The sequence below is a fragment of the Streptomyces sp. NPDC091289 genome, from assembly GCF_044757365.1.
In the GTDB taxonomy this organism is placed as follows: Bacteria; Actinomycetota; Actinomycetes; order Streptomycetales; family Streptomycetaceae; genus Streptomyces.
On record NZ_JBIVUT010000010.1, the window covers coordinates 257,942 to 282,340 of the forward strand.

Annotated in this window: 21 protein-coding genes; 12 read left to right on the top strand and 9 right to left on the bottom strand. The window is 72.8% G+C overall.

From position 1 onward, the window contains the following. Nucleotides 1-414 precede the first annotated feature (414 nt). On the top strand, nt 415-1,131 hold the full coding sequence (locus tag ACIQPT_RS15945; protein ID WP_401156317.1) for a M23 family metallopeptidase: 717 nt from the start codon (nt 415-417) through the stop codon (nt 1,129-1,131). Between the two features lie 235 nt (nt 1,132-1,366). Here ACIQPT_RS15945 and cseC read toward each other — a convergent pair whose 3' ends face one another. From cseC to ACIQPT_RS15970, 5 genes are all read right to left on the bottom strand, one after another. Beyond that, the gene (cseC, locus tag ACIQPT_RS15950) at nt 1,367-2,704 is read right to left on the bottom strand and encodes a two-component system sensor histidine kinase CseC (protein ID WP_401156366.1); all 1,338 of its coding nucleotides are present in this window, start codon (nt 2,702-2,704) and stop codon (nt 1,367-1,369) included. Nucleotides 2,705-2,782: 78 nt separating this feature from the next. After that, nucleotides 2,783-3,496, bottom strand: a complete 714-nt coding sequence (gene cseB / locus ACIQPT_RS15955; RefSeq protein ID WP_401156319.1) for a two-component system response regulator CseB — start codon at nt 3,494-3,496, stop codon at nt 2,783-2,785. Between the two features lie 83 nt (nt 3,497-3,579). Continuing rightward, complete coding sequence (locus ACIQPT_RS15960) at nt 3,580-4,257, bottom strand: hypothetical protein (RefSeq protein ID WP_401156321.1); 678 nt, start codon at nt 4,255-4,257, stop codon at nt 3,580-3,582. A gap of 137 nt (nt 4,258-4,394) precedes the next feature. Next, nucleotides 4,395-5,066, bottom strand: coding sequence for a SigE family RNA polymerase sigma factor (locus ACIQPT_RS15965; protein WP_401156323.1), 672 nt, complete (start codon nt 5,064-5,066; stop codon nt 4,395-4,397). A 178-nt stretch (nt 5,067-5,244) separates the two neighbouring features. Beyond that, a complete protein-coding gene (locus ACIQPT_RS15970; protein WP_401156324.1) occupies nt 5,245-6,159 on the bottom strand; it encodes an A/G-specific adenine glycosylase in 915 nt (304 codons plus the stop codon). A 303-nt stretch (nt 6,160-6,462) separates the two neighbouring features. On the opposite strand from ACIQPT_RS15970, the gene ACIQPT_RS15975 reads away from it, so the two are divergent. Continuing rightward, nucleotides 6,463-7,215 carry a hypothetical protein gene (locus ACIQPT_RS15975; RefSeq protein WP_401156368.1) on the top strand — a complete coding sequence of 251 codons (753 nt, stop codon included), beginning with the start codon at nt 6,463-6,465 and terminating at the stop codon, nt 7,213-7,215. A 396-nt stretch (nt 7,216-7,611) separates the two neighbouring features. On the opposite strand, the gene disA is transcribed toward ACIQPT_RS15975, so the two are convergent. Both disA and radA read right to left on the bottom strand, forming a co-directional pair. Next, nucleotides 7,612-8,736, bottom strand: a complete 1,125-nt coding sequence (disA, locus tag ACIQPT_RS15980) for a DNA integrity scanning diadenylate cyclase DisA (RefSeq protein ID WP_003968311.1) — start codon at nt 8,734-8,736, stop codon at nt 7,612-7,614. A gap of 80 nt (nt 8,737-8,816) precedes the next feature. Further along, nucleotides 8,817-10,238, bottom strand: coding sequence for a DNA repair protein RadA (gene radA / locus ACIQPT_RS15985; protein ID WP_401156326.1), 1,422 nt, complete (start codon nt 10,236-10,238; stop codon nt 8,817-8,819). A gap of 227 nt (nt 10,239-10,465) precedes the next feature. Between radA and ACIQPT_RS15990 the strand changes: the two genes are divergently transcribed. After that, entirely contained in the window at nt 10,466-12,382 is a 1,917-nt protein-coding gene (locus tag ACIQPT_RS15990) for a hypothetical protein (RefSeq protein WP_401156328.1), read from the top strand. A gap of 84 nt (nt 12,383-12,466) precedes the next feature. Here the strand turns inward: ACIQPT_RS15990 and ACIQPT_RS15995 are convergent, their stop codons facing one another. Continuing rightward, nucleotides 12,467-13,330 (bottom strand): hypothetical protein, encoded by an 864-nt coding sequence (locus ACIQPT_RS15995; protein ID WP_401156329.1) that lies wholly within the window; start codon nt 13,328-13,330, stop codon nt 12,467-12,469. 39 nt (nt 13,331-13,369) lie between these two features. Between ACIQPT_RS15995 and ACIQPT_RS16000 the strand changes: the two genes are divergently transcribed. From ACIQPT_RS16000 to ilvD, 4 genes are all read left to right on the top strand, one after another. Continuing rightward, entirely contained in the window at nt 13,370-14,320 is a 951-nt protein-coding gene (locus ACIQPT_RS16000; RefSeq protein ID WP_401156331.1) for a Ppx/GppA family phosphatase, read from the top strand. A 93-nt stretch (nt 14,321-14,413) separates the two neighbouring features. Continuing rightward, entirely contained in the window at nt 14,414-15,277 is an 864-nt protein-coding gene (locus ACIQPT_RS16005; RefSeq protein ID WP_401156370.1) for a sugar phosphate isomerase/epimerase family protein, read from the top strand. Beyond that, on the top strand, nt 15,274-15,891 hold the full coding sequence (locus ACIQPT_RS16010; protein WP_401156332.1) for a TetR family transcriptional regulator: 618 nt from the start codon (nt 15,274-15,276) through the stop codon (nt 15,889-15,891). The genes ACIQPT_RS16005 and ACIQPT_RS16010 overlap by 4 nt, the downstream gene beginning before the upstream one ends. Nucleotides 15,892-16,048: 157 nt before the next feature. Next, a complete protein-coding gene (gene ilvD / locus ACIQPT_RS16015; protein WP_401156334.1) occupies nt 16,049-17,899 on the top strand; it encodes a dihydroxy-acid dehydratase in 1,851 nt (616 codons plus the stop codon). A gap of 118 nt (nt 17,900-18,017) precedes the next feature. On the opposite strand, the gene ACIQPT_RS16020 is transcribed toward ilvD, so the two are convergent. Continuing rightward, the gene (locus tag ACIQPT_RS16020; protein ID WP_401156372.1) at nt 18,018-20,201 is read right to left on the bottom strand and encodes a protein kinase; all 2,184 of its coding nucleotides are present in this window, start codon (nt 20,199-20,201) and stop codon (nt 18,018-18,020) included. A gap of 132 nt (nt 20,202-20,333) precedes the next feature. Between ACIQPT_RS16020 and ACIQPT_RS16025 the strand changes: the two genes are divergently transcribed. The 5 genes from ACIQPT_RS16025 to proC all read left to right on the top strand — a co-directional run bounded on the left by ACIQPT_RS16025 (nt 20,334) and on the right by proC (nt 23,906). After that, entirely contained in the window at nt 20,334-20,699 is a 366-nt protein-coding gene (locus ACIQPT_RS16025; protein WP_401156335.1) for an SH3 domain-containing protein, read from the top strand. Nucleotides 20,700-20,743: 44 nt separating this feature from the next. Next, a complete protein-coding gene (locus ACIQPT_RS16030; protein WP_401156337.1) occupies nt 20,744-21,271 on the top strand; it encodes a hypothetical protein in 528 nt (175 codons plus the stop codon). 125 nt (nt 21,272-21,396) lie between these two features. Next, nucleotides 21,397-22,239 carry an ABC transporter ATP-binding protein gene (locus ACIQPT_RS16035; RefSeq protein ID WP_401156339.1) on the top strand — a complete coding sequence of 281 codons (843 nt, stop codon included), beginning with the start codon at nt 21,397-21,399 and terminating at the stop codon, nt 22,237-22,239. After that, complete coding sequence (locus ACIQPT_RS16040; RefSeq protein ID WP_401156341.1) at nt 22,236-23,036, top strand: ABC transporter permease; 801 nt, start codon at nt 22,236-22,238, stop codon at nt 23,034-23,036. The genes ACIQPT_RS16035 and ACIQPT_RS16040 overlap by 4 nt, the downstream gene beginning before the upstream one ends. A 60-nt stretch (nt 23,037-23,096) precedes the next feature. Then, nucleotides 23,097-23,906: a pyrroline-5-carboxylate reductase gene (proC, locus tag ACIQPT_RS16045; protein ID WP_073806206.1), complete on the top strand. Its 810-nt coding sequence runs from the start codon at nt 23,097-23,099 to the stop codon at nt 23,904-23,906. Nucleotides 23,907-24,399: the final 493 nt, after the last annotated feature.

Here is a 24,399-nt window from a genome sequence, read left to right on the forward strand (position 1 = left end):
GAAGTAGCAGGCCGAAGGTCCCGAATCGGAAGGGCTTAGGTCCCACCGGCGGTGACAAGGCGCACAGGCCGAAACAGGCCTACTACCCGGGCTAGGAGCAAGGGTCATGATCGGCCGCGGGACCTTCGGCCCGGCGTCGGCAGGCCCTTTCGAGGATGTGGGCGATACGGCCCTTTCGCGGTGCCATGTCCGGAAAGGGGCCCATGGAACAGGCGTTAAACGTCTTCCGCGCGAAGGATTTCGTAGCCCGCGCCGCCTCCTCGTAACGGGACAAGCGCGCTGAATTCCCCCGGCCCCCTCTACGGCTTTTCTTCGTAGATGGGGGGTTTGAGTACCGGCGGGGGTGCGGGTTACCAAGGTGGAGCAAGCCCGGACAGCACGCCGGGTCCACTCACCTCCGGAGGACTTCCTCGTATGAAGCGCGCAACGAACCAGCACACCATCCGCCCGTCCGCCTTCCGCGTCCGTGGCGCCGTCCTGGCCGCCGGCCTGGGGGCGTCCGTGGTGCTGGGTGCCGGTACGGCGTTCGCCTCCAGCGGCACCGGCGCCGCTGCCGCCCCCCTCGCCGCCGCCACCACCGCCGACGCGGTCGCCCAGCAGGCGACCGCGCAGGGCAAGGCCGCCGACGCGGCCAAGAAGGCGGCCGCGAAGAAGGCCTCCGACGCGAAGAAGAAGGCCGAGGACAAGAAGAAGGCCGCGAAGAAGAACGCCGCCTCCTGGAAGTCCCCGGTCAAGAAGTACACGCTGAGCGCCAGCTACGGCACCGGCGGCGCCCGCTGGGCCGCCAAGCACTCCGGCCAGGACTTCGCCGTGCCGATCGGCACCGACGTCGTGGCCGCCCACAAGGGCACCGTCGTGAAGGCCGGCCCGAACGGCGCCGGCGACGGCCCCGCGTACGGCAACGCCGTCGTGATCAAGCACTCCAACGGCAAGTACTCGCAGTACGCGCACCTGTCGAAGGTCAACGTGAAGATCGGCCAGACCGTGAAGACGGGCCAGAAGATCGCCCTGTCCGGCAACACCGGAAACTCCAGCGGCCCGCACCTTCACTTCGAGATCCGCACCACCCCGAACTACGGCTCGGCGCTGAACCCGGCCGCGTTCCTCCGCTCGGTGCACGTCTCCATCTGATCCGGCCGGGCCCAGGGTCTGTCCGGCCCTGATCCGCCGGACACCCCCGCAGCACAACCGAAAAGTGTCAGTGGACCCGTTACACCCCGGTACCCGGGGCGTGCGCCCGGGTCACCCGACCGACGGCGACGTCGAGGACAGCCTCACGGCTCACTCCTCGGGGTCGCCGTCGGCGTTCCCGCGCCCGGTGTTCCGCCGCCCTGCCCGGCGAGCCCCTGCCCGGCGGACGCGCGGCTCAGTCCGACGGCTGCCGCTGGTCCGCCATCCGCAGCACCGGGAAGCTCCCCGTCACCGTCGGCGCGTGCTCCGGCAGCCACAGCACCGCGATCGCCCCGCCCGTGCCCTCCGCCGCACCCGAGGGCGCCGCGTTCCGGAAGGTCAGCCGGGCCCCCAGCACCCTCGCCTGGCCCGCCGCGATCGTCAGGCCCAGACCGTGTCCGTGCCCGGCCCGGTCCATGGAGCCCGTACGGAACCGGCTCGGCCCGTCCCGCAGCAGCTCCTCCGGGAACCCCGGACCGTGGTCGCGGACCCGTACCACCCGGCCCTCGACCGTGACCTCCACCGGGGTGGAGCCGTGCTTGGCGGCGTTCCCGAGCAGATTGCCGAGGATGCGCTCCAGCCGGCGCGGATCGGTGGAGACCCACGATTCATGGATCACCCGTACGGTCACCTCGGGGTTCAGCAGCCCGATCCGCCGGCTGACGAACTCGCCGAGCGGCAGCTCCTGGAGCTCCGCCCGCTCCGAAGCGCTGTCCAGGCGGGCCACCTCCAGGACGTCCTCGACCAGCGTGCGCATCGCCTGGGCCCGGTCCCGTACCAGCTCGGTGGGGCGGCCCGGCGGCAGCAGCTCGGCCGCCGTGAGCAGCCCGGTCACCGGGGTACGCAGCTCATGGGCGATGTCCGCGGTGACCCGGCGCTCCGCCTCGATCCGCTCGTTCAGCGCGTCGGTCAGCGCGTCGACCGCCCGCGCCAGCTCGTCGGTCTCGTCGCGGACGACCCCGCCGACGGCCTCCCTGACCCGTACGTCCGTCTGCCCCTGGGCGACCCGGCCCGCCGCGGCCGCCGCCTTGCGCAGCCGGCGCGAGAGCTGGCCGCCGATGAGCACCCCGAGCGCGCAGCCGCCGAAGACCACCGAGACCGAGCCGATGATCAGGGCCCGGTCCAGGTCGTCCATGATCGTGGCGGAGCGGTCCGCGAACCGGGTGTGCAGCGAGAGCACGTCGCCGCCCGCCAGCGGAACCGCCGCCCAGACCTCGGGGACCCCGTCGGAGCCGTGCGCCACATGGGTGGCGCGGCGGTTCTTGCGGACCTCGTCGCGCAGGCTCGGCGGGATCGTCGGGTCGTTGAGCTTCGCCCCGAACTTCGGCCCGCCCTTCTGCATGCTCGTCGCCTCGTAGAAGCGCTGGGCGCCCAGCAGCCGTTCCAGCTGCACCTCGCGGGCGTTCTCGATCATCGAGACGCGGGCGGCGTTGTGCACCACGAGGCTCAGCGCCACCGCGATGAGCGCGCCGACCGCCGCGATGGCGATGCTGATCTTCCAGCGGACACCGGTCCGCAGGGCCAGCCGCTTCATCGGCACCTCACCGGCCACGTCACCGGCCACGTCACCGGTTGCCCCACCCGTCGCCCCACTCGTCGCTTCATCCGCGCCTCAGCCGCGCAGCTTGTAGCCGAAGCCGCGGACCGTGTCGATCCGGTCCTGGCCGATCTTGGTCCGCAGCCGCTGGACGTGCACGTCCACGACCCGGGTGTCACCGCCCCAGCCGTAGTCCCAGACCCGCTCCAGGAGCTTGTCGCGGGACAGGACGGTGCCCGGCGCGGACGAGAACTCCAGCAGCAGCCGCATCTCGGTGGGCGTCAGCGCCACCTGCTCGCCGGCGCGCCGCACCTCCATGCCGTCCGTGTCGACCTCCAGATCACCGAAGACCAGCACCCCGCCGAGCCCCTCGGCATCCCCCTCCGCACCGCCCTGGCCCAGGCCGTCCGGCCCGGCCGCGTGGCCGAAGCGGCGCAGCACCGCCCGGATGCGGGCGACCAGGACCGCGCCGTCGAAGGGCTTGGTGACGTAGTCGTCGGCCCCGGCCTCCAGGCCGAGTACGACGTCGATCGAGTCGGCCCGCGCGGACAGCATGATCACCGGCACGGTCGACTCGTCCCGGATACGGCGGCACAGGCTCACCCCGTCCAGGCCCGGCACCATCACGTCGAGCAGGGCGATGTCCGGCCGGTCGGCGCGGAACGCCTCCAGACCGGAGAGCCCGTCGGGCATCGCGGTGACCGTGAAGCCGACCCGCTCCAGGGCGAGCTGGGTGGCCTCGCGGATGACGTCGTCGTCCTCGACGAAGAGGACGTGGGTCTCGGCCATGGGACTGCTTCTCGCTTTCCGTTCCTGCCCGGTTCCACCGGCGTTCCGGCGTCTCACCGGCACGACTGCGTTCCTGCCCGGGTTCAGTTCCTGCCCGGCTCCACCGGCTCGTCCGACGGAACCGGTTCCACCGGATCCAGCGGCTCCGACTGCACGGGCAGATCACCGTCCGTGCCCTCGACGGCACGGCTGAAGTCGTTGTGCACCCGGTCGTGCTCGGTGAAGCGGTCGCTCGCCCAACGGTAGGTGACCACCTCCGAACCGGACGGGTACGCCAGCGGATCCTTCGAGCCGTAGACCTGGGTGGTCACCACCAGGTCGCCCCGGTCGATCGTTCCGTAGACGGCGGGGACCTCGGCGGCGAAGACGTTCTTGTACGAGCCGTCGCCGTCCGCCCGGTACACATACGTCCCGACGCCCACCGAGTCGGCGCAGCTCATCACGTTGACCACCACGTCGGCGGCCCGGCCGCCGGTCATCGACCCGTACGAGGTGTCGATCGGATAGGCCTTGCCAGCGCAGGGCTTGAGCCCGTCCCTGACCTGCTCGCCCACCTGGGGATCGCCCTTGAGGAGCCGCACGGCGTCGACCCGCCTGACGGGCGGGGTGGTGCCGGAAGGGCTGGCCCGCGGGGTGATCTGGGCGACCGGCTGACTGCCGGCGGGGCCCTCGTCCCGGGTGCCGGTGCCGCCCGTGGAGCAGCCGACGCCGAACAGCCCGAAGGCGACGAGTCCGGCCAAGGCCGTGCCACTCGCCGCCATAACGCTCCGGAAGCCCCGGCTCCGGCACCGGCCCGGTCTCCCCGGGGCGTCGCCGCCGTCGTCCGAGCCGCTCAAGGAGCCGTCCCCGGAGCCGCCCCCGATGTCCCCGGCGGTGTCTCCGCCGCTGCTGCTGCCGCTCAGGCCGCGCACCGCTCCATCCCCCGCTCGTCGTGACGCCCGTTCCGCTGCGCCGGTGTGTGCGCCCTCGCCCCCGGCACCATCGTGACCGGCGACCGCTGGGCAGGGACACGGGCGGAGGCGACCGGCGCCGCGCTCCGGTGGCCCCCGGTCTCCCGGGCGACCGCCTCGCGGCTGTCCAGCTCGCGGCTCTCCAGCTCCTGCCGCAGTCGCGCCAGGGCCCGGTGCAGCGTGCTCTTGACCGTACCGGCCGACATGCCGAGCGCCGCGGCCGTCTCCTCCGTGCTCATCTGCTCCCAGTGTCGCAGTACGACGACGCTGCGCTGCTTGGGAGCCAGAATGCCCAGAATGTCCATCAGGAGGGCGCGGTCGGCGCGCTGCTCGCTGCCGTCCTCGACGCTCGCGTCGGGCAGCTGCTCGGTCGGCACCTCGTCGAGCTTGCGCGCCCGCCACCACTCCGTACGGGTGTTGATCATGACGCGGCGCAGATAGGCGTCGGCCAGGGACTTGTCAGCGATGCCGTCCCAGCGGCCGTAGGTGCGCACCAGGGCGGTCTGCAGCAGGTCCTGGGCATCGACGGGGTCGGGAACCAGACGGCGCGCGCTGCGCAGCAGCGCCTCCTGCCGTGTGCGTACGTAGTCCTCGAACGCGAGCACCTCGCCCTGCGCCATGACAACCGCCTCCGTCCCCGAACATCCCCGTGTACCGCCGGGCCGCGGGGTGTTCCGCGGTCCGGCCGTCCTGCTGTCGAAGACGCTACGGAGGCGTTGTCACGGCGATGTGCGGAGCAGCCGTAGGCCGGTGCACGGCTGCCCATCGGTTGTGTAACAGCGGGGACGGAGCGGGGAATCAGGTCAGCGGAAGGCGGTACCGGCCATCGGCCAACGGCTCGACCAGCCCGTCCGCCACCAGCCCGTCCAGCGCACGGGCACGCTGGACCGGCTCCTCCCACACCGCGTCCAGGGCGGCCTGCGGTACGGGATTGAGCGCGTCCCGCAACACCGCCAGCAGCCGCCCGCGCACCTGGCGGTCGGTACCGGCGTACGTCTGCCCCTTGCGCGGCGGCCCCTGATGCGCGGGCTTCCCGGCCAGCCGCCAGGCACACCGCGAGGCGATCGGGCACCGGTCGCAGTCCTCGTTGCGCGCCGTGCACACGAGCGCGCCCAGCTCCATCGTGGCCGCCGCCCAGCGCGCCGCCCGCTCGTCCTCCTCGGGCAGCAGCGCCCGCGCGAGCTTGCGCTCGGCGGCCGTGGTCGCGTTCGGCGGGTACTGGACCCCGGACGCGGCGCGGGCGAACACCCGGCGGACGTTCGTGTCGAGCACCGCGTGCCGCTGTCCGTACGCGAACGAGGCCACGGCCGCCGCCGTGTACTCGCCGATCCCGGGCAGCGCCAGCAGTTGGGCGTGCTCGCTCGGCACATCGCCGCCGTGCCGTTCCGTTATCGCCTGCGCGGCCCCGTGCAGGCGCAGGGCGCGGCGCGGGTAGCCGAGCCGGCCCCAGGCACGGACCGCTTCCCCGGGCGCCTCGGCGGCCAGGTCGGCGGGGCGGGGCCAGCGGGCGAGCCACTGTTCGTACACCGGGAGGACCCGGCTCACCGGGGTCTGCTGCAGCATGAACTCGCTGACCATCACGCCCCACGCGCCCGCTTCGGGGCGGCGCCAGGGCAGATCGCGGGCATGCTGCTCGAACCACCCGATGACGGGGGTGTGGAGGGAGGCGGCGGCGGGGGGCGTCTGGGCTGAAGTCGAAGTCATGGCAGTCATGGCACTGACGATCCTGGCACGGAACAGGGAGCGGCGGTCACGGGCGCGGGGGTGTCGGCCCGTGCGACGGTCCAGGGGGTGACAACGCCACCCGTTCTGTCCCCTGTGACCGGCTCGCGACCCCGTTCCCGTGATGATGATCGGCAAAACTTGTGACCGGAGCGGCGGGTGGGGCCGGAGTCGGCCCGGATCTCTCGTAGAGTTCGGACCGTGGGATCTATGCGCAATCCGGTCGGTCCGCTTCCCTCCAGCATCTACTGGCGTCGAAGGGCGGTAGCGGGACTTCTGGTTGCGCTCCTCGCCGTGCTGATCGCCTGGGCGGTGACGTCAGGAGGCGGCGGGGGGAGCCGGGACGACGGCAAGTCCGGCGGCTCCGGCCCGGCCAAGTCGATCGACCCCGGGCCGTCGAGCTCCGGCCCCGCGATCAGCCAACAGCCGGGCGGCCGCGACGAGTCGGACGAGAACGGCGGTACGGGCGATTCCTCCGGCGGCGCGAACGACGGCGCTTCGTCCGGCGGTTCCGCGTCCGACGGAGCGTCAACAGGCGGTGCGGACACGGCTGGTGGGGACACGGCCGGTGCGGACACGGGCGGTTCGGGTGCGGGCGGCGGCGGCACGGCGGGCCAGCAGGTCCCGGCCGGCTCCCCGATCCCCGAGTGCAAGCCCGACGCGGTGCGGTTGAGCCTGCGGACGAAGGTCAGTTACGGCCCCGACGACAAGCCGAAGTTCGAACTGATCGCGAAGAACACCTCGTCGACCACGTGCAAGGCCGACTTCGGGCCGAAGAACGCGGTGCTCACCGTCACCGAGGCCGGTGGCGACGACGACGATCCGATCTGGTCCTCGAAGGACTGCCCCGCAGCGGCCGGCCCGCTGTTCCTGAAGGTCCCGGCGGGCGCGACGGTGATCCACACGGTGGACTGGAACCGCACGCTGTCGGCCCCCGGCTGCGCGAGTCCGCCGGCGGGCAAGGCGGGCCCGGGAACGTACCTCCTGGAGGCGAAGGCCCCCGGCGAACCGGTCCAACGAGCCTCGTTCGTCCTGTCCAAGGACTGAGCAACGTCCGGCCGGTCCGGCACCCACCCCAGCCGGTCCGGCGCCCACCCCAGCCGGTCCGGCGCCCACCCCAGCCCGTCCGGCGTTTGAGGACGGAACCGTCCACGCGGACGGGCGGTGCGCACACGGCCCCGGGCAGCCCGGCAATCCCAGCCCGTCCGGCGCTTGAGGACGGAACCATCGACGTGGGCGGGCGAGGCATTCACGGGCCCGGGCCAGCCCTTATGGGCACCGCCTGTCCAGGCCCAGGGTTCCGTCCTCAAACGCCGGACGGGCTGGTGGTGGCCGAGGTTTCCGTCCTCAAGGACGGGCTGAGGCGGGCGCGAGCGAGCCCGTGTGCGCAAGGCACGCAAAAGAGGGCGTCCACCCGGACGCCCTCCCGACCCGCGCCAAGCCTCAGACGTACCGCTCCAGGATCGACGACTCCGCCAACCGCGAAAGCCCCTCCCGCACGCTCCGCGCCCGCGCCTCGCCCACGCCGTCCACCGTCTGGAGGTCGTCCACACTCGCGGCCAGCAGCTTCTGCAGACCCCCGAAGTGCTCCACCAGCCGCTCGATGATCGCCCCCGGCAGCCTCGGCACCTTCGCCAGCAGCCGGAAGCCCCGCGGGGAGACCGCCGAGTCCAGCGTCTCGGGCGAGCCGCTGTAGCCCAGCGCCCGCGCCACCACCGGCAGCTCCAGCAGCTCCGTGTGGCTCAGCGCGTCCAGCTCGGTCAGCGCCTCCGCCACCGTGCGCGACCGTTTCGCCGTCGGCTCGGGGACGTAATCCCGGACCACCAGCTCCCGCTCCGGCTCCACGCCCGCGATCAGCTCGTCCAGCTGGAGTGAGAGGAGCCGTCCGTCGGTGCCGAGCTCGACCACGTACTCCGCGATCTCCGTGGCGATCCGCCGCACCATCTCCAGCCGCTGTGCCACCGCCGTCACGTCCCGGACGGTGACCAGGTCCTCGATCTCCAGCGCGGACAGCGTGCCCGCCACCTCGTCCAGCCGGAGCTTGTACCGCTCCAGCGTGGCGAGCGCCTGATTGGCCCGGGACAGGATCGCGGAGGACTCCTCCAGGACCCGCCGCTCCCCGTCCACGTACAGCGCGATCAGCCGCATCGACTGGGAGACCGAGACGACGGGGAAGCCGCACGCCTTGGAGACCCGGTCCGCCGTACGGTGCCGGGTGCCCGTCTCCTCCGTGTGGATCGAGGCGTCCGGGACCAGCTGCACACCGGCCCGCAGGATCTTGGTCATGTCCTTGTCGAGGATCAGCGCCCCGTCGAGCTTGCACAGCTCGCGCAGGCGCGTCGCCGTGAACTCCACGTCCAGCACGAATCCGCCGGTACACATCGACTCGACGGTCTTGTCCATGCCCAGCACGATCAGCCCACCGGTATTGCCGCGGAGAATGCGCTCCAGGCCGTCCCGCAGGGCCATTCCGGGCGCGACCGCGCTCAACGAGGCGCGCATCAGCGCCTCGTTACCGGTGCCTTGGCCGGACTTTCCGGGCGTCGTCGCCCGGTCGTTGGCTGCCACTGCACTCCTCCGGTCACAGGTTTGCGGTGCCCTTGCGTCCCCCATGCCGTGTCCACGGGCGGGCGAGACCAGGGCAAAGTCTACCGGCGCGCGTTGTCTTCCTGACGAGGTTGCGGCGCCTCTTGACGAGACCGGCGCGGGAGGACCCGCAGAGCATCGCCCATGTCGGCGACTTCCGTGACCTTCATACCGGCCGGGACCTTCCCCGGATCCGTCGGGACCAGGGCATGGGTGAAGCCCAGACGGTGCGCCTCGGCCAGTCTCCGCTGCACCCCCGTGACCCTTCTGACCTCGCCCGCGAGCCCCACCTCACCGATCGCGACCAGGTTCTTCGGAAGCGGGGTGTCGCTGGCCGCACTGGCCAGCGCGAGCGCGATCGCCAGGTCGGCGGCGGGCTCGGTGAGCTTCACGCCGCCCACCGTCGCGCTATAGATGTCCCGCTTGCCGAGCGCGGTGATCCGGCCGCGCTGCTCCAGAACCGCGAGCATCATCGACACCCGGGAGGTCTCCAGACCGGAGGTCGTGCGCCGGGGCGAAGGGATCTGCGAGTCGACGGTGAGCGCCTGCACCTCGGCGACCAGCGGCCGCTTGCCCTCCAGCGTCACCGTCAGACAGGTGCCCGGCACCGCCACGTCGCGGCGGGTCAGGAAGAGGCCCGAGGGGTCGGCGAGACCCGTGATGCCCTCGTCGTGCAGCTCGAAGCAGCCGACCTCGTCGGTCGCCCCGTAACGATTCTTGACGCCGCGCACCAGACGCAGCCGGGCGTGGCGGTCGCCCTCGAAGGAGAGCACCACGTCCACCAGGTGCTCCAGCAGCCGGGGCCCGGCGATCGCGCCGTCCTTCGTGACGTGGCCGACGAGCAGCGTGGCCATCCCGCGCTCCTTGGACGCCCGGATCAGCGCCCCGGCGACCTCCCGGACCTGCGCCATCCCGCCGGGCGCGCCGTCGATCTCGGGCGAGGCGACCGTCTGCACCGAGTCCAGGACGAGCAGCGAGGGCTTCACCGCGTCCAGATGGCCGAGCACCGCCGACAGATCGGTCTCCGCCGCGAGATAGAGGTGGTCGTTGATCGCCTTGATCCGGTCGGCCCGCATCCGGACCTGGCTCGCGGACTCCTCGGCGGTCACATAGAGCGTGCGGTGGTCGTCGCTCGCCGCCTTGGCCGCCACGTCCAGCAGCAGCGTCGACTTGCCGACACCCGGCTCGCCCGCCAGCAGCACGACCGCGCCCGGCACGAGCCCGCCGCCCAGCACCCGGTCCAGCTCACCGACGCCGGTCGACCGGGCGGTGGCCTGCCGGCTGTCGACCTGGCCGATCGGCACGGCCGCCGTGGAGACCCGGCCCGCCGCGGTGGTGCGCACGGCGGGCGCGCCGCCGAACTCCTCGACCGTCCCCCACGCCTGGCACTCGGGGCAACGCCCGAGCCACTTGGCGGTGGTCCAGCCGCATTCGGTACAGCGGTAGGACGGCCGGTCCTTCGCGGATTTCGTACGGGCAGCCATGGCGTCACCGTATAGGTGGGGTACGACAACGCCGCCCGCACGGTCGGCATGCACGGCCCGCACGGTCGTCGGTGCGCGCTGTCCGTCCGCACGCAGGGCGCACGGAAGCACTCCCGAGTGCTCCTGGGCGCTCCCGCCCGAATCCATGATCTCTGTCCCCTTTCACGACTCTTTCGAGGGATACATTCACCCGTAAGGATTAAATGTGCTCAAGGGGCACTTGAGGCATGCGCTCCTCTGCCTACGGTCGCCGGGTGACGAGCAGCAGGCTGGAGACCCCCACGCACACCACCGGCGCACACCGGGCGCACCGCCGAGCACCCCACGCCCCGGCACAGCGACCGCCCGCACGTTACGAGCCGTATCTCGACGGACTCTTCACCTACTGCCTCTCCGTGCTCTGCGATCACGACGCGGCCACCGAGGCGCTCGGTGCCGTCCTGGCGATCGCGGACCGGCAGGACGCCCGGGGCCCCACGGCCGAGGAGGAACGTAAATCCTGGCTGTACGCGCTGGCCCGGTGGACCTGTCTGCGCACCCTCACCGAGCGCAAGCGCGGCCGCCAGGCCCACCGCCAGCCCTCCGGGACGGTCAAGCCGCCCCGTACGGCCAAGGCCTCCGAGACCGGTACGGCCGGTACGGCCAAGGCCCCCGGGACCGGCAAGGGGGCGCACTCCGCCCGGCGCACGCCGGAGCACGCCTCGCCCGCCGCCGCCCCCGCCACCCCCGAGGACGCCACCGCCCCCGCCCCCGCCGAGTCACCGGCCGCCGAAGCCCGCCGCCGGGAGCTCGCCACGCTCGCCTGGCCCGAGGCCGCGGGCACCACCCCGGAGCAGCGCGAGGCCCTCGAACTGGCCGTACGCCACCGGCTCACCCCGCGCGCCGTCGCCGCCGTCCTCGGACTTGAGCCCGCCACCGCCCGCGAGCTGCTGGCCGCCGCGGCCTGCGAGGTGGAGCGCACCCGCGCCGCCCTCGCCGTCGTGGAGGCGGGCAACTGCCCCACCGTCGCCCGGCTCACCGGCGACCACCAGGTGCTGCTCTCCGCCGCCCTGCGCCGCGAGCTCGTCCGGCACGTCGACGACTGCCCCCGCTGCCGCCGCGCCGCCGAGCGGGCGGACGCCGCGGGCCCCTGGCCCGGAGCGGCCCTGACCCCGGTCGCCGCCCTGCCCGTCGTCGAGGCACCCCGCCCCTCCGTGTACGTCGCGACGGCCCAGGCCCAGCGCTCCCGCGCCGGCGGCCCGCGCTTCGACCGGGCCGGGTTTCCGCTCGACCCCAAGGACCAGGCCGCCCGCCGGGACCGGCTGCGCGCCCGGGTCGTGACGACCACGGTCGTCGCGACGGTGGTCGCCGCCCCTGTGATCGCCCTGTGGGCCGCCTACCGGGGAGCGCCGCAGACCGGCGAGGGCCACGGCGGTACCTCGGTCACCGCCACCGAGGTGGAGGACGCCGGCGGCATGAGCGGCGACCCGTACGCCCCCTACGAGAACACCGGCAACGGCCGCCCCGGCGACCGCTTCGGAGCCCGTGTCCCGGATGTCACCGCCGAGGTCGTCAGCACCGGCGGCACACAGCGGGGCGACGCCCGGATGACGGTGACGGCCCGCACCTCCGGGGCCGTCACGACGCTCACGCTGACCGCCTCCGGCCGGGGGCCGGTCAGCTGGTCGGCGACGACGGACGCCCCCTGGCTGCGCCTCAGCCGTACGTCCGGCACGCTCGCGGCCGGGCAGTCCACCACGATCGCGGTCTCGGTGATCCGGGACGCGCAGCCGGGCGGGCCCTGGCAAGCCCGGATCTCGCTGACCCCCTCGGGTTCCGCCGTGCTCATCGACGGCCACGGGGTGACGTCCCCGACGACGGGCGGCCCGCGCCCCACCCGCCCCGGCACGCACTCGCCCCGCCCCACGGACCCGGGCACCACGGACCCCGGCCCGACCGACCCCGGCCCGACCGACCCGGGCTCCGACCCCACGGACCCCGGGCCCACCGACCCCGGCCCGACCGACCCCACGGACCCGCCGGACCCGACCGACCCACCGGACCCGCCCGACCCGACACCGGACCCCACCGACCCGACCGACCCGGGCCCCACGGACCCGGACCCGACCGACCCGGGACCGTCCGACCCGGGCCCGACGGACTGAGGGCCCGGCCGCCCGTACGTCTCCGTTACGTCTCCGTACGCCTCGTACGTCTCCGTAAGCCTCGCCGCCCCCCCCCGCCGCCCCTCAGCGCTTCTTCGAAGGCGCGGGAAGCGGCGGGTCCGCCGGGTGCGGGGCCATCGGCAGCAGCGAGGACAGCCGCTCCTCGCACAGCTCGACCAGCCGGTCGTAGCCCTCCTTGCCCATCAGCTCGATCAGCTCCGGGCGGTAGGACACGTACACCGGGTCACCGGCCCCGTGCGCCGACGTGGCCGAGGTGCACCACCAGTGCAGGTCGTGACCGCCCGGGCCCCAGCCCCGGCGGTCGTACTCCCCGATCGTCACCTGGAGGACCCGGGTGTCGTCGGGCCGGTCGATCCAGTCGTACGTCCGTCGCACCGGCAGCTGCCAGCACACGTCCGGCTTGGTCTCCAGAGGCTCCTTGCCCTCCTTCAGCGCCAGGATGTGCAGCGAGCAGCCCGCCCCGGCGGGGAACCCCGGCCGGTTCTGGAAGATGCAGGAGCCCTCCCAGCGGCGCGTCTGGCGTTCGCCGTCCTCGTCGACGCCGACCCAGCCCGTCTCCGCACCGACGTCGTGGAACTGCCACAGCTCCGGAGTCAGCCGCGCCACGTTCTCGGCGACCCGCTTCTCGTCGTCCTCGTCGGAGAAGTGCGCGCCCAGCGTGCAGCAGCCGTCGTCCGCCCGGCCCAGCTGGATGCCCTGGCAACCGCTGCCGAAGATGCAGGTCCACCGGGAGGTCAGCCAGGTCAGATCGCAGCGGAAGACCTGCTCGTCGTCGCCGGGGTCGGGGAACTCCACCCAGGCCCGGGCGAAGTCGATGCCCTTCTCGTCGGACGGGTCCGGTCCGCTCCCCTCCGCCTGTGATGTCTCCCTGTTCGTCTTCTGCTTCTTCGAGGCTTTGTCCTGCTTAGCCTTTTTCGTCTTTGGCACGCGGACAGCGTAAGTCCCATGGCGCAGTAGCGTTCCCGTATGAGACTCGGAGTCCTCGACGTGGGATCGAACACGGTTCATCTGCTGGTGGTCGACGCCCACCCCGGCGCCCGCCCGCTGCCCGCGCACTCGCACAAGGCGGAGCTCCGGCTGGCCGAACTGCTCGACGAGGGCGGCGCGATCGGCCCGCTCGGCGTGGACCGGCTCGTGGCGACGATCGCCGGCGCGGTCCAGGCCGCCGAGGACAAGGGGTGCGAGGACGTGCTCGCCTTCGCCACCTCCGCGGTGCGCGAGGCGACCAACGCGGACCTGGTCCTGGAGCGCGTACGGGTCGAGACCGGCGTCGACCTCGCGGTCCTCAGCGGCGAGGAGGAGGCCCGGCTGACCTTCCTGGCCGCCCGCCGCTGGTTCGGCTGGTCGGCGGGCAAGCTCCTCGTCCTCGACATCGGCGGCGGCTCCCTGGAGATCGCCTTCGGCATCGACGAGGAACCGGACACCGCCGTCTCCCTCCCGCTCGGCGCGGGCCGCCTCACCGGCGCCTGGCTGCCGGACGACCCCGCCGACCCGGAGCAGGTCAGGGCGTTGCGTCGGCATGTACGGGCCAGCATCGCGCGGACGGTCGGCGAGTTCAGCCGCTCCGGCCGCCCCGACCACGTCGTCGCCACCTCCAAGACCTTCAAGCAGCTCGCCAGGATCGCCGGAGCCGCCCGCTCCACCGAGGGCCTGTACGTCCAGCGCTCGCTGAGCCGCAAGGCGCTGGAGGACTGGGTGCCCAAGCTGGCGGCGATGACGATCGAGGAGCGCGGCCGGCTCCCCGGAGTCTCCGAGGGACGGGCCGCCCAGCTGCTCGCCGGAGCGCTGGTGGCCGAGGGTGCGATGGATCTGTTCGGCGTCGAGGAGCTGGAGATCTGTCCGTGGGCCCTGCGCGAGGGCGTCATCCTGCGCCGCCTGGACCACCTCCCGGCGGAACGGGCCGCGCTGCCGGGGTGACATGTCTCCGGGGCCCATGGCCCTGATCACTTTCCGCCGGGGTCCCTCGGCGCGGCGCGCCACTGCCCGTACGCTGTCCAGGTGGCAGAACCAGTGGTGCGCATCCCCGATGCGAAGGTCGCCCTGTCAACGGCCTCGGTCTACCCCGAGTCCACCGCGACGGCCTTCGAGATCGCCGCGCGCCTGGGGTACGACGGCGTCGAGGTCATGGTCTGGACCGACCCCGTCAGCCAGGACATCGAGGCCCTGCGCCGGCTCTCCGACTACCACCGGGTGCCGATCCTCGCGGTGCACGCCCCCTGCCTCCTGATCACCCAGCGGGTCTGGTCCACCGACCCGTGGGTCAAGCTCCAGCGCGCGAAGGCGGCGGCCGAGAAGCTCGGGGCGTCGGCCGTCGTGGTGCACCCGCCGTTCCGGTGGCAGCGCAACTACGCCAAGGACTTCGTGACCGGGATCTGGCGGATGGCGGACGAGACGGACGTCCGGTTCGCCGTCGAGAACATGTACCCCTGGCGCTACCGGGACCGCGAGATGCTCGCGTACGCCCCCGACTGGGACGTCACCAACGACGACTACCGGCACTTCACGGTCGACCTCTCGCACACCGCGACCGCCCGCACCGAGGCGCTCGCCATGGTGGACCGGATGGGCGACCGGCTCGCGCACGTCCACCTCGCCGACGGCAAGGGCTCCGCCAAGGACGAGCACCTGGTGCCCGGCCGGGGCGACCAGCCGTGCGCGGAGCTGCTGGAGCGCCTGGCCCGTACGGGCTTCGACGGCCATGTCGTCATCGAGGTCAACACCCGCCGCGCGATGTCCTCCGCCGAACGCGAGGCCGACCTCGCGGAGGCGCTGGCCTTCACCCGCCTCCACCTGGCCTCCGCCTCCGCGTCCGCCGCCGACCCGGCCTCCGCGTCCGCCGCCCCCGACCCGGCCTCCGAGATCCGCCGCCCGTGACCGAGGACGCACCCGCACCCCGGCGGCGGGGCCGCCCCTCCCGCCAGGCCGCCGCCGAGGGCCCCGACGCCCGTACGCGCATCCTGGAGGCGGCCCGTACGGAGTTCGCCGAGCGCGGCTACGACAAGACGTCGGTCCGGGGCATCGGCAAGGCCGCCGGGGTCGACGCGGCCCTCGTCCACCACTACTTCGGTACGAAGGACGAGGTCTTCGCGGCCGCCGTCGAGCTCTCCTTCGAACCGGCCCTCGTCGTCCCCACCATCCTCGGCGGCCCCCCGGAGGGCCTGGGGGAGCGGCTGGCCCGCTACTTCCTCTCCGTGTGGGAGAACCCGGCCACCCGCGCCCCGCTCCTGGCGATCCTGCGCTCGGCGCTCACCCACGAGGCGGCGGCGAAGGTGCTGCGCGGCTTCGTCCTGCGGCGGCTGCTGGAGCGGATCGCGGCCGACCTCGACGTCCCCGACGCGACGTTCCGCGCGGAGCTCGCCGCCTCGCACATGATCGGCATCGCGATGCTCCGGTACGTGATCCGCGCCGAGCCGCTCGCGTCGGCCGACCCGGAGGACATCGTCGCGATGGTGGCCCCGACGCTCCAGAGATACTTGACGGAGAGCTGACGGCGCACCGCGATGCACAGGGCGCATGCCCACGGAGCGACCACCGCATCCCGCATTCCGGACAGCCTGTCCAGATCTTGGATCCGGGGCGTACGCTCGAAGACAGTCTTTTCTTTATCTGTCGGAGGCAGTCCCCCTGCCGAAGGAGCGAGCGACGATGCCGCAGCTGAGGTCCCGCACGGTCACCCACGGACGCAACATGGCGGGCGCGCGCGCCCTTATGCGCGCCTCGGGCGTAGCGAGCGCGGACATCGGCAAGCCGATCATCGCGGTGGCCAACTCGTTCACCGAGTTCGTCCCCGGCCACACCCACCTCGCCCCGGTCGGCCGCATCGTCTCCGAGGCGATCCTGGCGGCGGGCGCGGTCCCCCGCGAGTTCAACACCATCGCCGTGGACGACGGCATCGCGATGGGCCACGGCGGCATGCTCTACAGCCTGCCCTCGCGCGACCTGATCGCCGACTCCGTGGAGTACATGGTCGAGGCGCACTGCGCGGACGCGCTGATCTGCATCTCCAACTGCGACAAGATCACCCCCGGCATGCTGATGGCCGCGATGCGCCTCAACATCCCGACCGTCTTCGTCTCCGGCGGCCCGATGGAGGCCGGCAAGGCCACCCTCGTCGACGGGACCGTGCGAAAACTCGACCTGGTCAACGCGATCAGCGACGCGGTCGACGAGTCCATCTCCGACGAGGACATCCTCCGTATCGAGGAGAACGCCTGCCCCACCTGCGGCAGCTGTTCCGGCATGTTCACCGCCAACTCGATGAACTGCCTGACCGAGGTCCTCGGCCTCTCCCTCCCCGGCAACGGCTCGGTCCTCGCCACCCACACCGCCCGCAAGGCGCTGTACGAGGACGCCGGCCGCACGGTCGTCGAGATCACCAAGCGCTACTACGAGCAGGACGACGAGACGGTCCTGCCGCGCGCCATCGGCACCCGCGCCGCGTTCGACAACGCCATGGCGCTGGACATCGCCATGGGCGGCTCGACCAACACGATCCTGCACCTGCTGGCCGCCGCCGAGGAAGCGGAGCTGGCGTACAACCTCGACGACATCAACGAGGTCTCCCGCCGGGTCCCGTGCCTCTCCAAGGTCGCCCCCAACGTCGCCCCCGGCGGCACGTACTACATGGAGGACGTCCACCGGGCCGGCGGCATCCCCGCCCTCCTCGGCGAGCTCCACCGCGGCGGTCTGCTCAACGAGGACGTGCACTCGGTGCACTCCGACACCCTCGCCGAGTGGCTGAAGAACTGGGACGTGCGCGGCGGCTCCCCGTCCCCCGAGGCCATCGAGCTGTGGCACGCCGCCCCCGGCTGCGTCCGCTCCGCGACCGCCTTCTCGCAGTCCGAGCGGTGGGACACCCTCGACCTGGACGCGGCTGGCGGCTGCATCCGCGACGTCGAGCACGCGTACTCCAAGGACGGCGGCCTCGCCGTCCTCAAGGGCAACCTCGCCGTGGACGGCTGTGTCGTGAAGACGGCCGGCGTCGACGAGTCGATCTGGACCTTCGAGGGCCCGGCCGTCGTCTGCGAGTCGCAGGACGAGGCCGTCGACAAGATCCTCCGCAAGGAGATCGAGCCGGGCGACGTCGTCGTCATCCGCTACGAGGGCCCGCGCGGCGGCCCCGGCATGCAGGAGATGCTCTACCCCACGTCCTTCCTCAAGGGCCGGGGCCTCGGCAAGGTCTGCGCGCTGGTCACCGACGGCCGCTTCTCCGGCGGTACGTCGGGCCTCTCCATCGGCCACGCCTCGCCCGAGGCGGCCTCCGGCGGCACCATCGCGCTCGTCGAGAACGGCGACCGGATCCGCATCGACATCCCGAACCGCTCCATCGAGCTGCTCGTCGACGACGCCGAACTGGCCACCCGCCGCGAGGCGCTGAACGGCGTGTACGCGCCGAAGAACCGCGACCGCAAGGTGTCGGCCGCGCTGCGCGCCTACGCGGCGATGGCGACGAGCGCGGACCGCGGCGCGGTCAGGGACGTCACGAAGCTGGGCTGACGCCGGGGCTTTCCAGCCGCATTTCAGCCCCTGCGGGCGTCTGCCTTTCAGCCCCTCCGGCGTTTGAGGAGCGGGGTCCGGGGCGGAGCCCCGGGGAACCCCGAGGGCACCCCGCCCCTCACCACGCCCCCGGATCCGCCCCGTCCACCGCGAACACCGACCCGTCCGGCGCCGTCCCCACGACCGTCCGCCCCGCAGTCACCGGGGCGGGCAGGTCGGACGCGTACGCCAACTTCCCCCCGCTCAGCCGCGCCCGCGTCTGCCCCACCAGCGCACCCCGGACCGTGTCGACGGCCAGCAACCGCCCGTCCGCCGCGGAGAAGTACAGGTGCCCGCCCTCCCCGAGCACCGGAGCGGAAGCCCGCCCGACCCCCGTCTCCAGCCGCCACAGGTCCGCCTTCGCCCCGTCCGCCGCGGTGTCGACGGCGAGCAGCGACCCGCCCCGCGCCAGCAGATACGCGACGTCCCCGGCCATCACCACCTGCGGCCCGTCCAGCGTGAAGGGCAACGTGACCCGGGCGGACGCCCCGCTCCCGGGGGCGTACCGGACGAGCGCGGCGGTGTCCGAGTTCTCGTCCATCGCCGTCAGCACCAGCTCCCCGGCGCCGGCCGTGCCGACCGGGGTGAGCACCCCGTCCAGCCGCCGCTGCCAGGACGCCCGGCCGCTCACGGCGTCCACCGCCGTGACGAGGGTCGACCCGCCGGAGGACGCGTGCTCGAAGGCGTAGGCGAGCCCGGACGCCCCGTCGTACAGGGCGAAGTCCGGCCGCGTGTGCTGGGCCAGCGGGCCCTTCCAGCGGGCCGCACCGCTCGCGCCGTCCAGCGCCGTCACCGTGCCGTCGTCCGTGACGGCCAGCAGGGTGTCGCCCGCAGGGAACGTGCCACCGGGGCTCGCGGACAGCGCGGTGTCCCGGACGGCGGTGCCCTTCACCGGGTCGAACGCGCGCAGCTTTCCGTCCGGCCCACCGGCCAGCACGACCCCGCCCGAGACGATCGGGACGTGGGCCGCCCGCGTCGAGGACGACCGGGCCGACCACACCACGCGCCCGTCCGCCGGGTCGATCCTGGCCGTGCCGGTCCCGGCCACCGAGCAGTACAGCGCGCCCCTCGACCCGGCGGTGGAGCAGACGGGCGTGGCACGGCCGGACGTCCGCAGCTCGGTACGCCACGGAGTGACGGCCGAGACACCTCTGCTCTCCCCGCCCTCCCCTCCCGCGCGTTCCGGCTCCGGACGGCCCACCCCCGCTTCGCTGCCGCCGCCCCACACGGCGTACGCGCCCGCGCCCGCCCCCGCCACCAGCAGGAGCAGCGCCGCCGCCACGACCATCCGGGCGCGCGGCAGCCGCCGACGCCGGACCGGGGGCGCGGCGCGCACATGGGTGTCCTCCTCCGAACCGTCCCGCTCCTCCGCCGAAGGCACCGCCGCCGCGACCGGCGTCCGCCGCCGCTGCGCCGGTATGAACGCGTCGGCCTCGTACGACGGCGGCAGCAGCGCCTCCATCACCTCGCCCGGAGTGGGCCGGTCGCCCGGATCCTTCGCCAGGCACCGGCCGACCAGCGGGGCCAGCTCCTCCGGCACCCCGCTCAGATCCGGCTGGTCGTGCACCACCTGGTACGCCACGATGTACGGGCTGTCCGAGTCGAAGGGCCCCCGGCCGGTCGCCGCGTGGACGATCACGGCGCCCAGCGCGAACACGTCGGCGGGCGGCCCGACCTCACGCGGCCGCTGGAACTGCTCGGGAGCCATGTAGGGCGGCGAGCCGATCAGCTTGCCCGTCTCGGTGCGCAGATCACTGTCGTACGGCCGGGAGATCCCGAAGTCGATGACCTTGGGGCCCCCGTCGGTCAGCAGCACGTTGCTCGGCTTCAGATCGCGGTGGATGACGCCCGCCCGATGGATGTCCCGCAGCGCCTCGGCCAGCCCCGCGGTCAGCCTGCGCAGCTCGGCCGGGGCCATCGGGCCGTTCCGCTTCACCTGCTCGGCGAGCGTGGGCCCGGGAATGTAGAGGGTGGCCATCCAGGGCCGCCCGGCCTCCGGATCGGCGTCGACGACGGGCGCGGTGAACGCCCCGCTGACCCGCCGCGCGGCCGCCACTTCCTGCCGGAACCGTGCCCTGAAGTCGGGATCCGCCGCGTACGGCGCGTGCACGACCTTCACCGCGAGCTGCATCCCCGAGGCGGAGCGCGCCAGATGCACGACCCCCATGCCGCCCGAGCCGAGAGGGGCCTCAAGACGGTAGGAGCCGGCGTACTGCGGAAACTCCGCTTCCGGATGCGCTCCGGTCCCTCGCAGCGGCGGCATCGCCCACCCCCGTGTGTTCGTGCGCATGCGACGCACGGAGCCTAGTCGATGGTGCGTACGACAGGCACGGGGCTTGCTAGCCTGCGCGTCGTGCGCGCATCGCGTACGCGTTTCTCAACGGGGGAGGCCCACATGGGCGTTGAAGAGCAGACCGCAGAGCCCACCCAGAACGAGGCGGCCGCGGCGGCCGAGACGGAAGGGGCGACGGCCACGGCGGAGGCGGAGCTGACGGTGGAGACCACCGCGACCGGCACCCGCTACCCGATCGCCCCGGGCTACCGGGTCAATGTCCGCACCGGACCGGGCACCAGTTACCGCATCGTCAGGACCATGCCGTACGGGCAGAAGATCCCGATCTACTGCCAGAAGCCGGGGGAGCGGGTCACCGGCCCGTACGGCACGTCGAACATCTGGGACAACATCGCCAACGGCCAGTTCGTCTCCGACGCGTACGTCTACACGGGGCGTGACGGCTACATCGCACCGCGCTGCGACTGACGGCTCCGCCCGGGCGCCGGGGGCAACGGGGGATAATCGACCCCGTGAGCGAGAACAGCGCAGCCCCCGGCACCCCGCCCGCAGTCCCGGGCCCGCAGCCCGAGCCCATCCGCTTCTTCGGCACGACGTGGGTCGACCACGACGGCGGCTACGGGCTCCGCCGCGCCGGCGTCGCCGTCGGCTCGCTGGCCGCCGCCGTGGCCGCCTGCTTCCTCCTGCGCTTCGCCTACCAGGGCCTGGAGATCGCGGAGGTCGACAGCCTCGTCGGGGTGCTGGTGATCGCGATGTTCTCCATCTGCAGCGCCATCGCGTTCCGCAAGACCTGGGAGGGCTTCGGCGCCCGCCCGAAGGACCCGGCCCGCGAGGACAACCTGCGCGGACTGAAGTCGATCGGTTTCATCGGCTCGCTCCTCGCCTACTTCGTCCGCTCGCTCACCGAGGCCCCGGGCGAGAAGCTGCGCCGCGCCGAGTACGAGAAGGCCCGCGTCCAGTTCGAGAAGCGCCGCTCGACCCGCACCGGCAACCCGGCGTCCCGCAAGGCATCCGGCCGCAAGCGCCCCAAGCGCACCTAGGGCCTGCCGTTCGGACCAGCCCGCCCCACGCTCCACAGACGACTCAGCCCGCCGACCGTGTCGGCGGGCTGAGTCGTCTGTGCGCCCTCTTGACGAGCGGCACCATCGGGCGAAGAATTCATCACATGATGAATTACGAACCCGGGCCGGCCCCGACCGACCCCCCAAGCCCCCCGAACACACCCCCGCCCCAGAACCCATCCCCATCCCCGCCCCCGGCGATCGAGGCCCGAGGCCTCACCGTCGTCCGAGGCACCCGCACCGTCCTGCGCGCCCTCGACTTCACCGTCCGCCCCGGCAGCATCACCGGCCTCCTCGGCCCCTCCGGCTGCGGCAAGACCACCCTCATGCGGGCGGTGGTCGGCACCCAGGCCAAGGTCACCGGCACCCTCGACGTCCTGGGCCACCCCGCAGGCGACCCGGCCCTGCGCCCCCGCATCGGCTACGTCACCCAGGCGCCCTCCGTCTACACCGACCTCACCGTCCGGCAGAACCTCGACTACTTCGCCGCCGTCCTGCACCCCGGCCGCGCCCACCGGGCCGCCCGCCGCGACACCGTCACCCGCGCCATCGGAGACGTCGACCTGACCACCCATGCCGACGCCCTCGCGGGCGCGCTCTCCGGCGGCCAGCGCAGCCGCGTCTCGCTGGCCGTCGCCCTCCTCGGCACCCCGGACCTGCTGGTGCTGGACGAACCGACCGTCGGGCTCGACCCCGTACTCCGCCGGGACCTCTGGGACCTCTTCCACCGCCTGGCCGCCGACCGGGGCGCCGCCCTCCTCATCTCCTCCCACGTCATGGACGAGGCCGAACGCTGCCACCGCCTCCTCCTGATGCGGGACGGCCGCATCCTCGCCGAGGACACCCCCGACGCCCTGCGCCACCGCACCGGCACGGCCACGGTCGAGGAGGCCTTCCTCCACCTGGTCGACGAAGCCGCGCCCATCACCGAGGAGGCGTCCCGATGACGGCCACCGCTCCCACCACCCCGGCCCGCCCCACGAGCGGAGCCGCCCCGGCCCGCCCGCTCACCCCGTCCCGCACGACCGCCACCGCGGGCCGCGTGCTGCGCCAGCTGGCCCACGACCCCCGCACGATCGCGCTCCTCGTGGTCGTCCCGGTCCTGCTGATCACGCTGCTCCGTTACGTCTTCGACGGCAGCCCCGACACCTTCGACTCCATCGGGGCCTCCCTCCTCGGCATCTTCCCGCTGATCACGATGTTCCTGGTGACCTCGATCGCCACCCTGCGCGAACGCACCTCGGGCACCCTCGAACGCCTCCTCGCCCTCCCGCTCGGCAAGGGCGACCTGATCGCGGGCTACGCCCTGGCGTTCGGCGCGGTCGCGGTTCTCCAGTCGGCGCTCGCGACGGCCGTCTCCATCTGGCTGCTGGGCCTGGACGTCGTGGGATCGCCCTGGCTGCTGCTCCTGGTCGCCCTGCTCGACGCCCTGCTCGGCACCGCGCTCGGCCTGTTCGTCTCCGCGTTCGCCGCGTCCGAGTTCCAGGCGGTCCAGTTCATGCCGGCGGTGATCTTCCCCCAGCTCCTGCTCTGCGGCCTGTTCACCCCGCGCGAGGCGATGCACCCCGTCCTGGAGGCGATCTCGAACGTCCTGCCCATGTCGTACGCCGTCGACGGCATGAACCAGGTCCTCCACCACCCCGACCTGACCGGCGACTTCGTCCGCGACATCGCCGTGGTCGCGGGAAGCGCGCTCCTGGTCCTCTGCCTCGGCGCGATCACCCTCCGCCGCCGTACGCCGTGAGAACCCCGATGCGAGGATGACGGGGAGAGCACAGCCCAGCACCGCCCGGAGGGTGAACGCATGACCCAGACAGTCGCAGTCCTCGGCACCGGCAAGATCGGCGAGGCCCTGCTCAGCGGGATGATCCGGGCGGGCTGGCGACCGGCCGACCTCCTGGTGACCACGCGCCGCGGCGACCGGGCCCAGGAACTGCACACGCGGTACGGGGTCGAGTCCGTCACCAACGCGGAGGCGGCCAAGAACGCCGACATCCTCATCCTCGCGGTCAAGCCGCAGGACATGGGCAAGCTCCTGGACGAACTCGCCCCGCACGTCACCGCCGACCGCCTGGTCATCAGCGCAGCGGCCGGCATCACCACCGCGTTCATCGAGGACCGGCTCACCCCGGAGACCCCGGTCGTCCGGGTCATGCCCAACACCCCGGTCCTCGTCGACGAGGGCATGTCCGTCATCTCGGCCGGCAGTCACGCCACCGGCGCGCACCTCGCCACCGCCGAGGAGATCTTCGGCGGCGTCGGCAAGACCCTGCGCGTCCCGGAGTCCCAGCAGGACGCGGCGACCGCCCTCTCCGGCTCAGGACCCGCCTACTTCTACTTCCTGGTCGAGGCCATGACCGACGCGGGCATCCTGCTCGGCCTGCCCCGCGCCCAGGCCCACGACCTCATCGTCCAGGCCGCGATCGGCGCGGCCGTCATGCTGCGGGACAGCGGCGAGCACCCGGTCAAGCTCCGCGAGGCCGTCACCAGCCCCGCCGGCACCACGATCAGCGCCATCCGCGAACTGGAGAACCACGGAGTGCGCGCGGCCCTCATCGCCGCCCTGGAAGCGGCCCGCGACCGCAGCCGCGAACTGGCCTCCGGCAACGGCTGACACCCGGCTCGGACCCACCGCCCGCCCCCGGCCACCGGCACCACCGGCCGGGGGTTGACACACCCCGGACACATCCGTAGTGTGCTCCGAGTTGTCCGACGTGAGCGCCGACCCCGGTCGGTCCCCGGACAGCCATTCCGCAGTAACCACGACAGGACGCGCGACCTCGTGTCGCATGCCTTTTCGTGTGCCTGCGCGAAATGAGGAATCCGCGTTCGAAGGAACGCACCCCGATTAGCGTCGGGGGGCAGGATTCCGCTAAAGTCTCACTCGTCGGAACGGCCCAACAGCCGGGAAGACAAGCCCCGCTGACTGGGAATCAGGCCCGAAAGGATCTGATAGAGTCGGACTCGCCGGAAAGGGGAAACGCGAAAGCGAAGAACCTGGAAAGCGAAAAAAGCAGGACCGCTTGACCCGCTTCGACCGGGAATCGGACACGAAAGAGTCTGATAGAGTCGGAAACGCAAGAACGAAGGGAAGCGCCCGGAGGGCC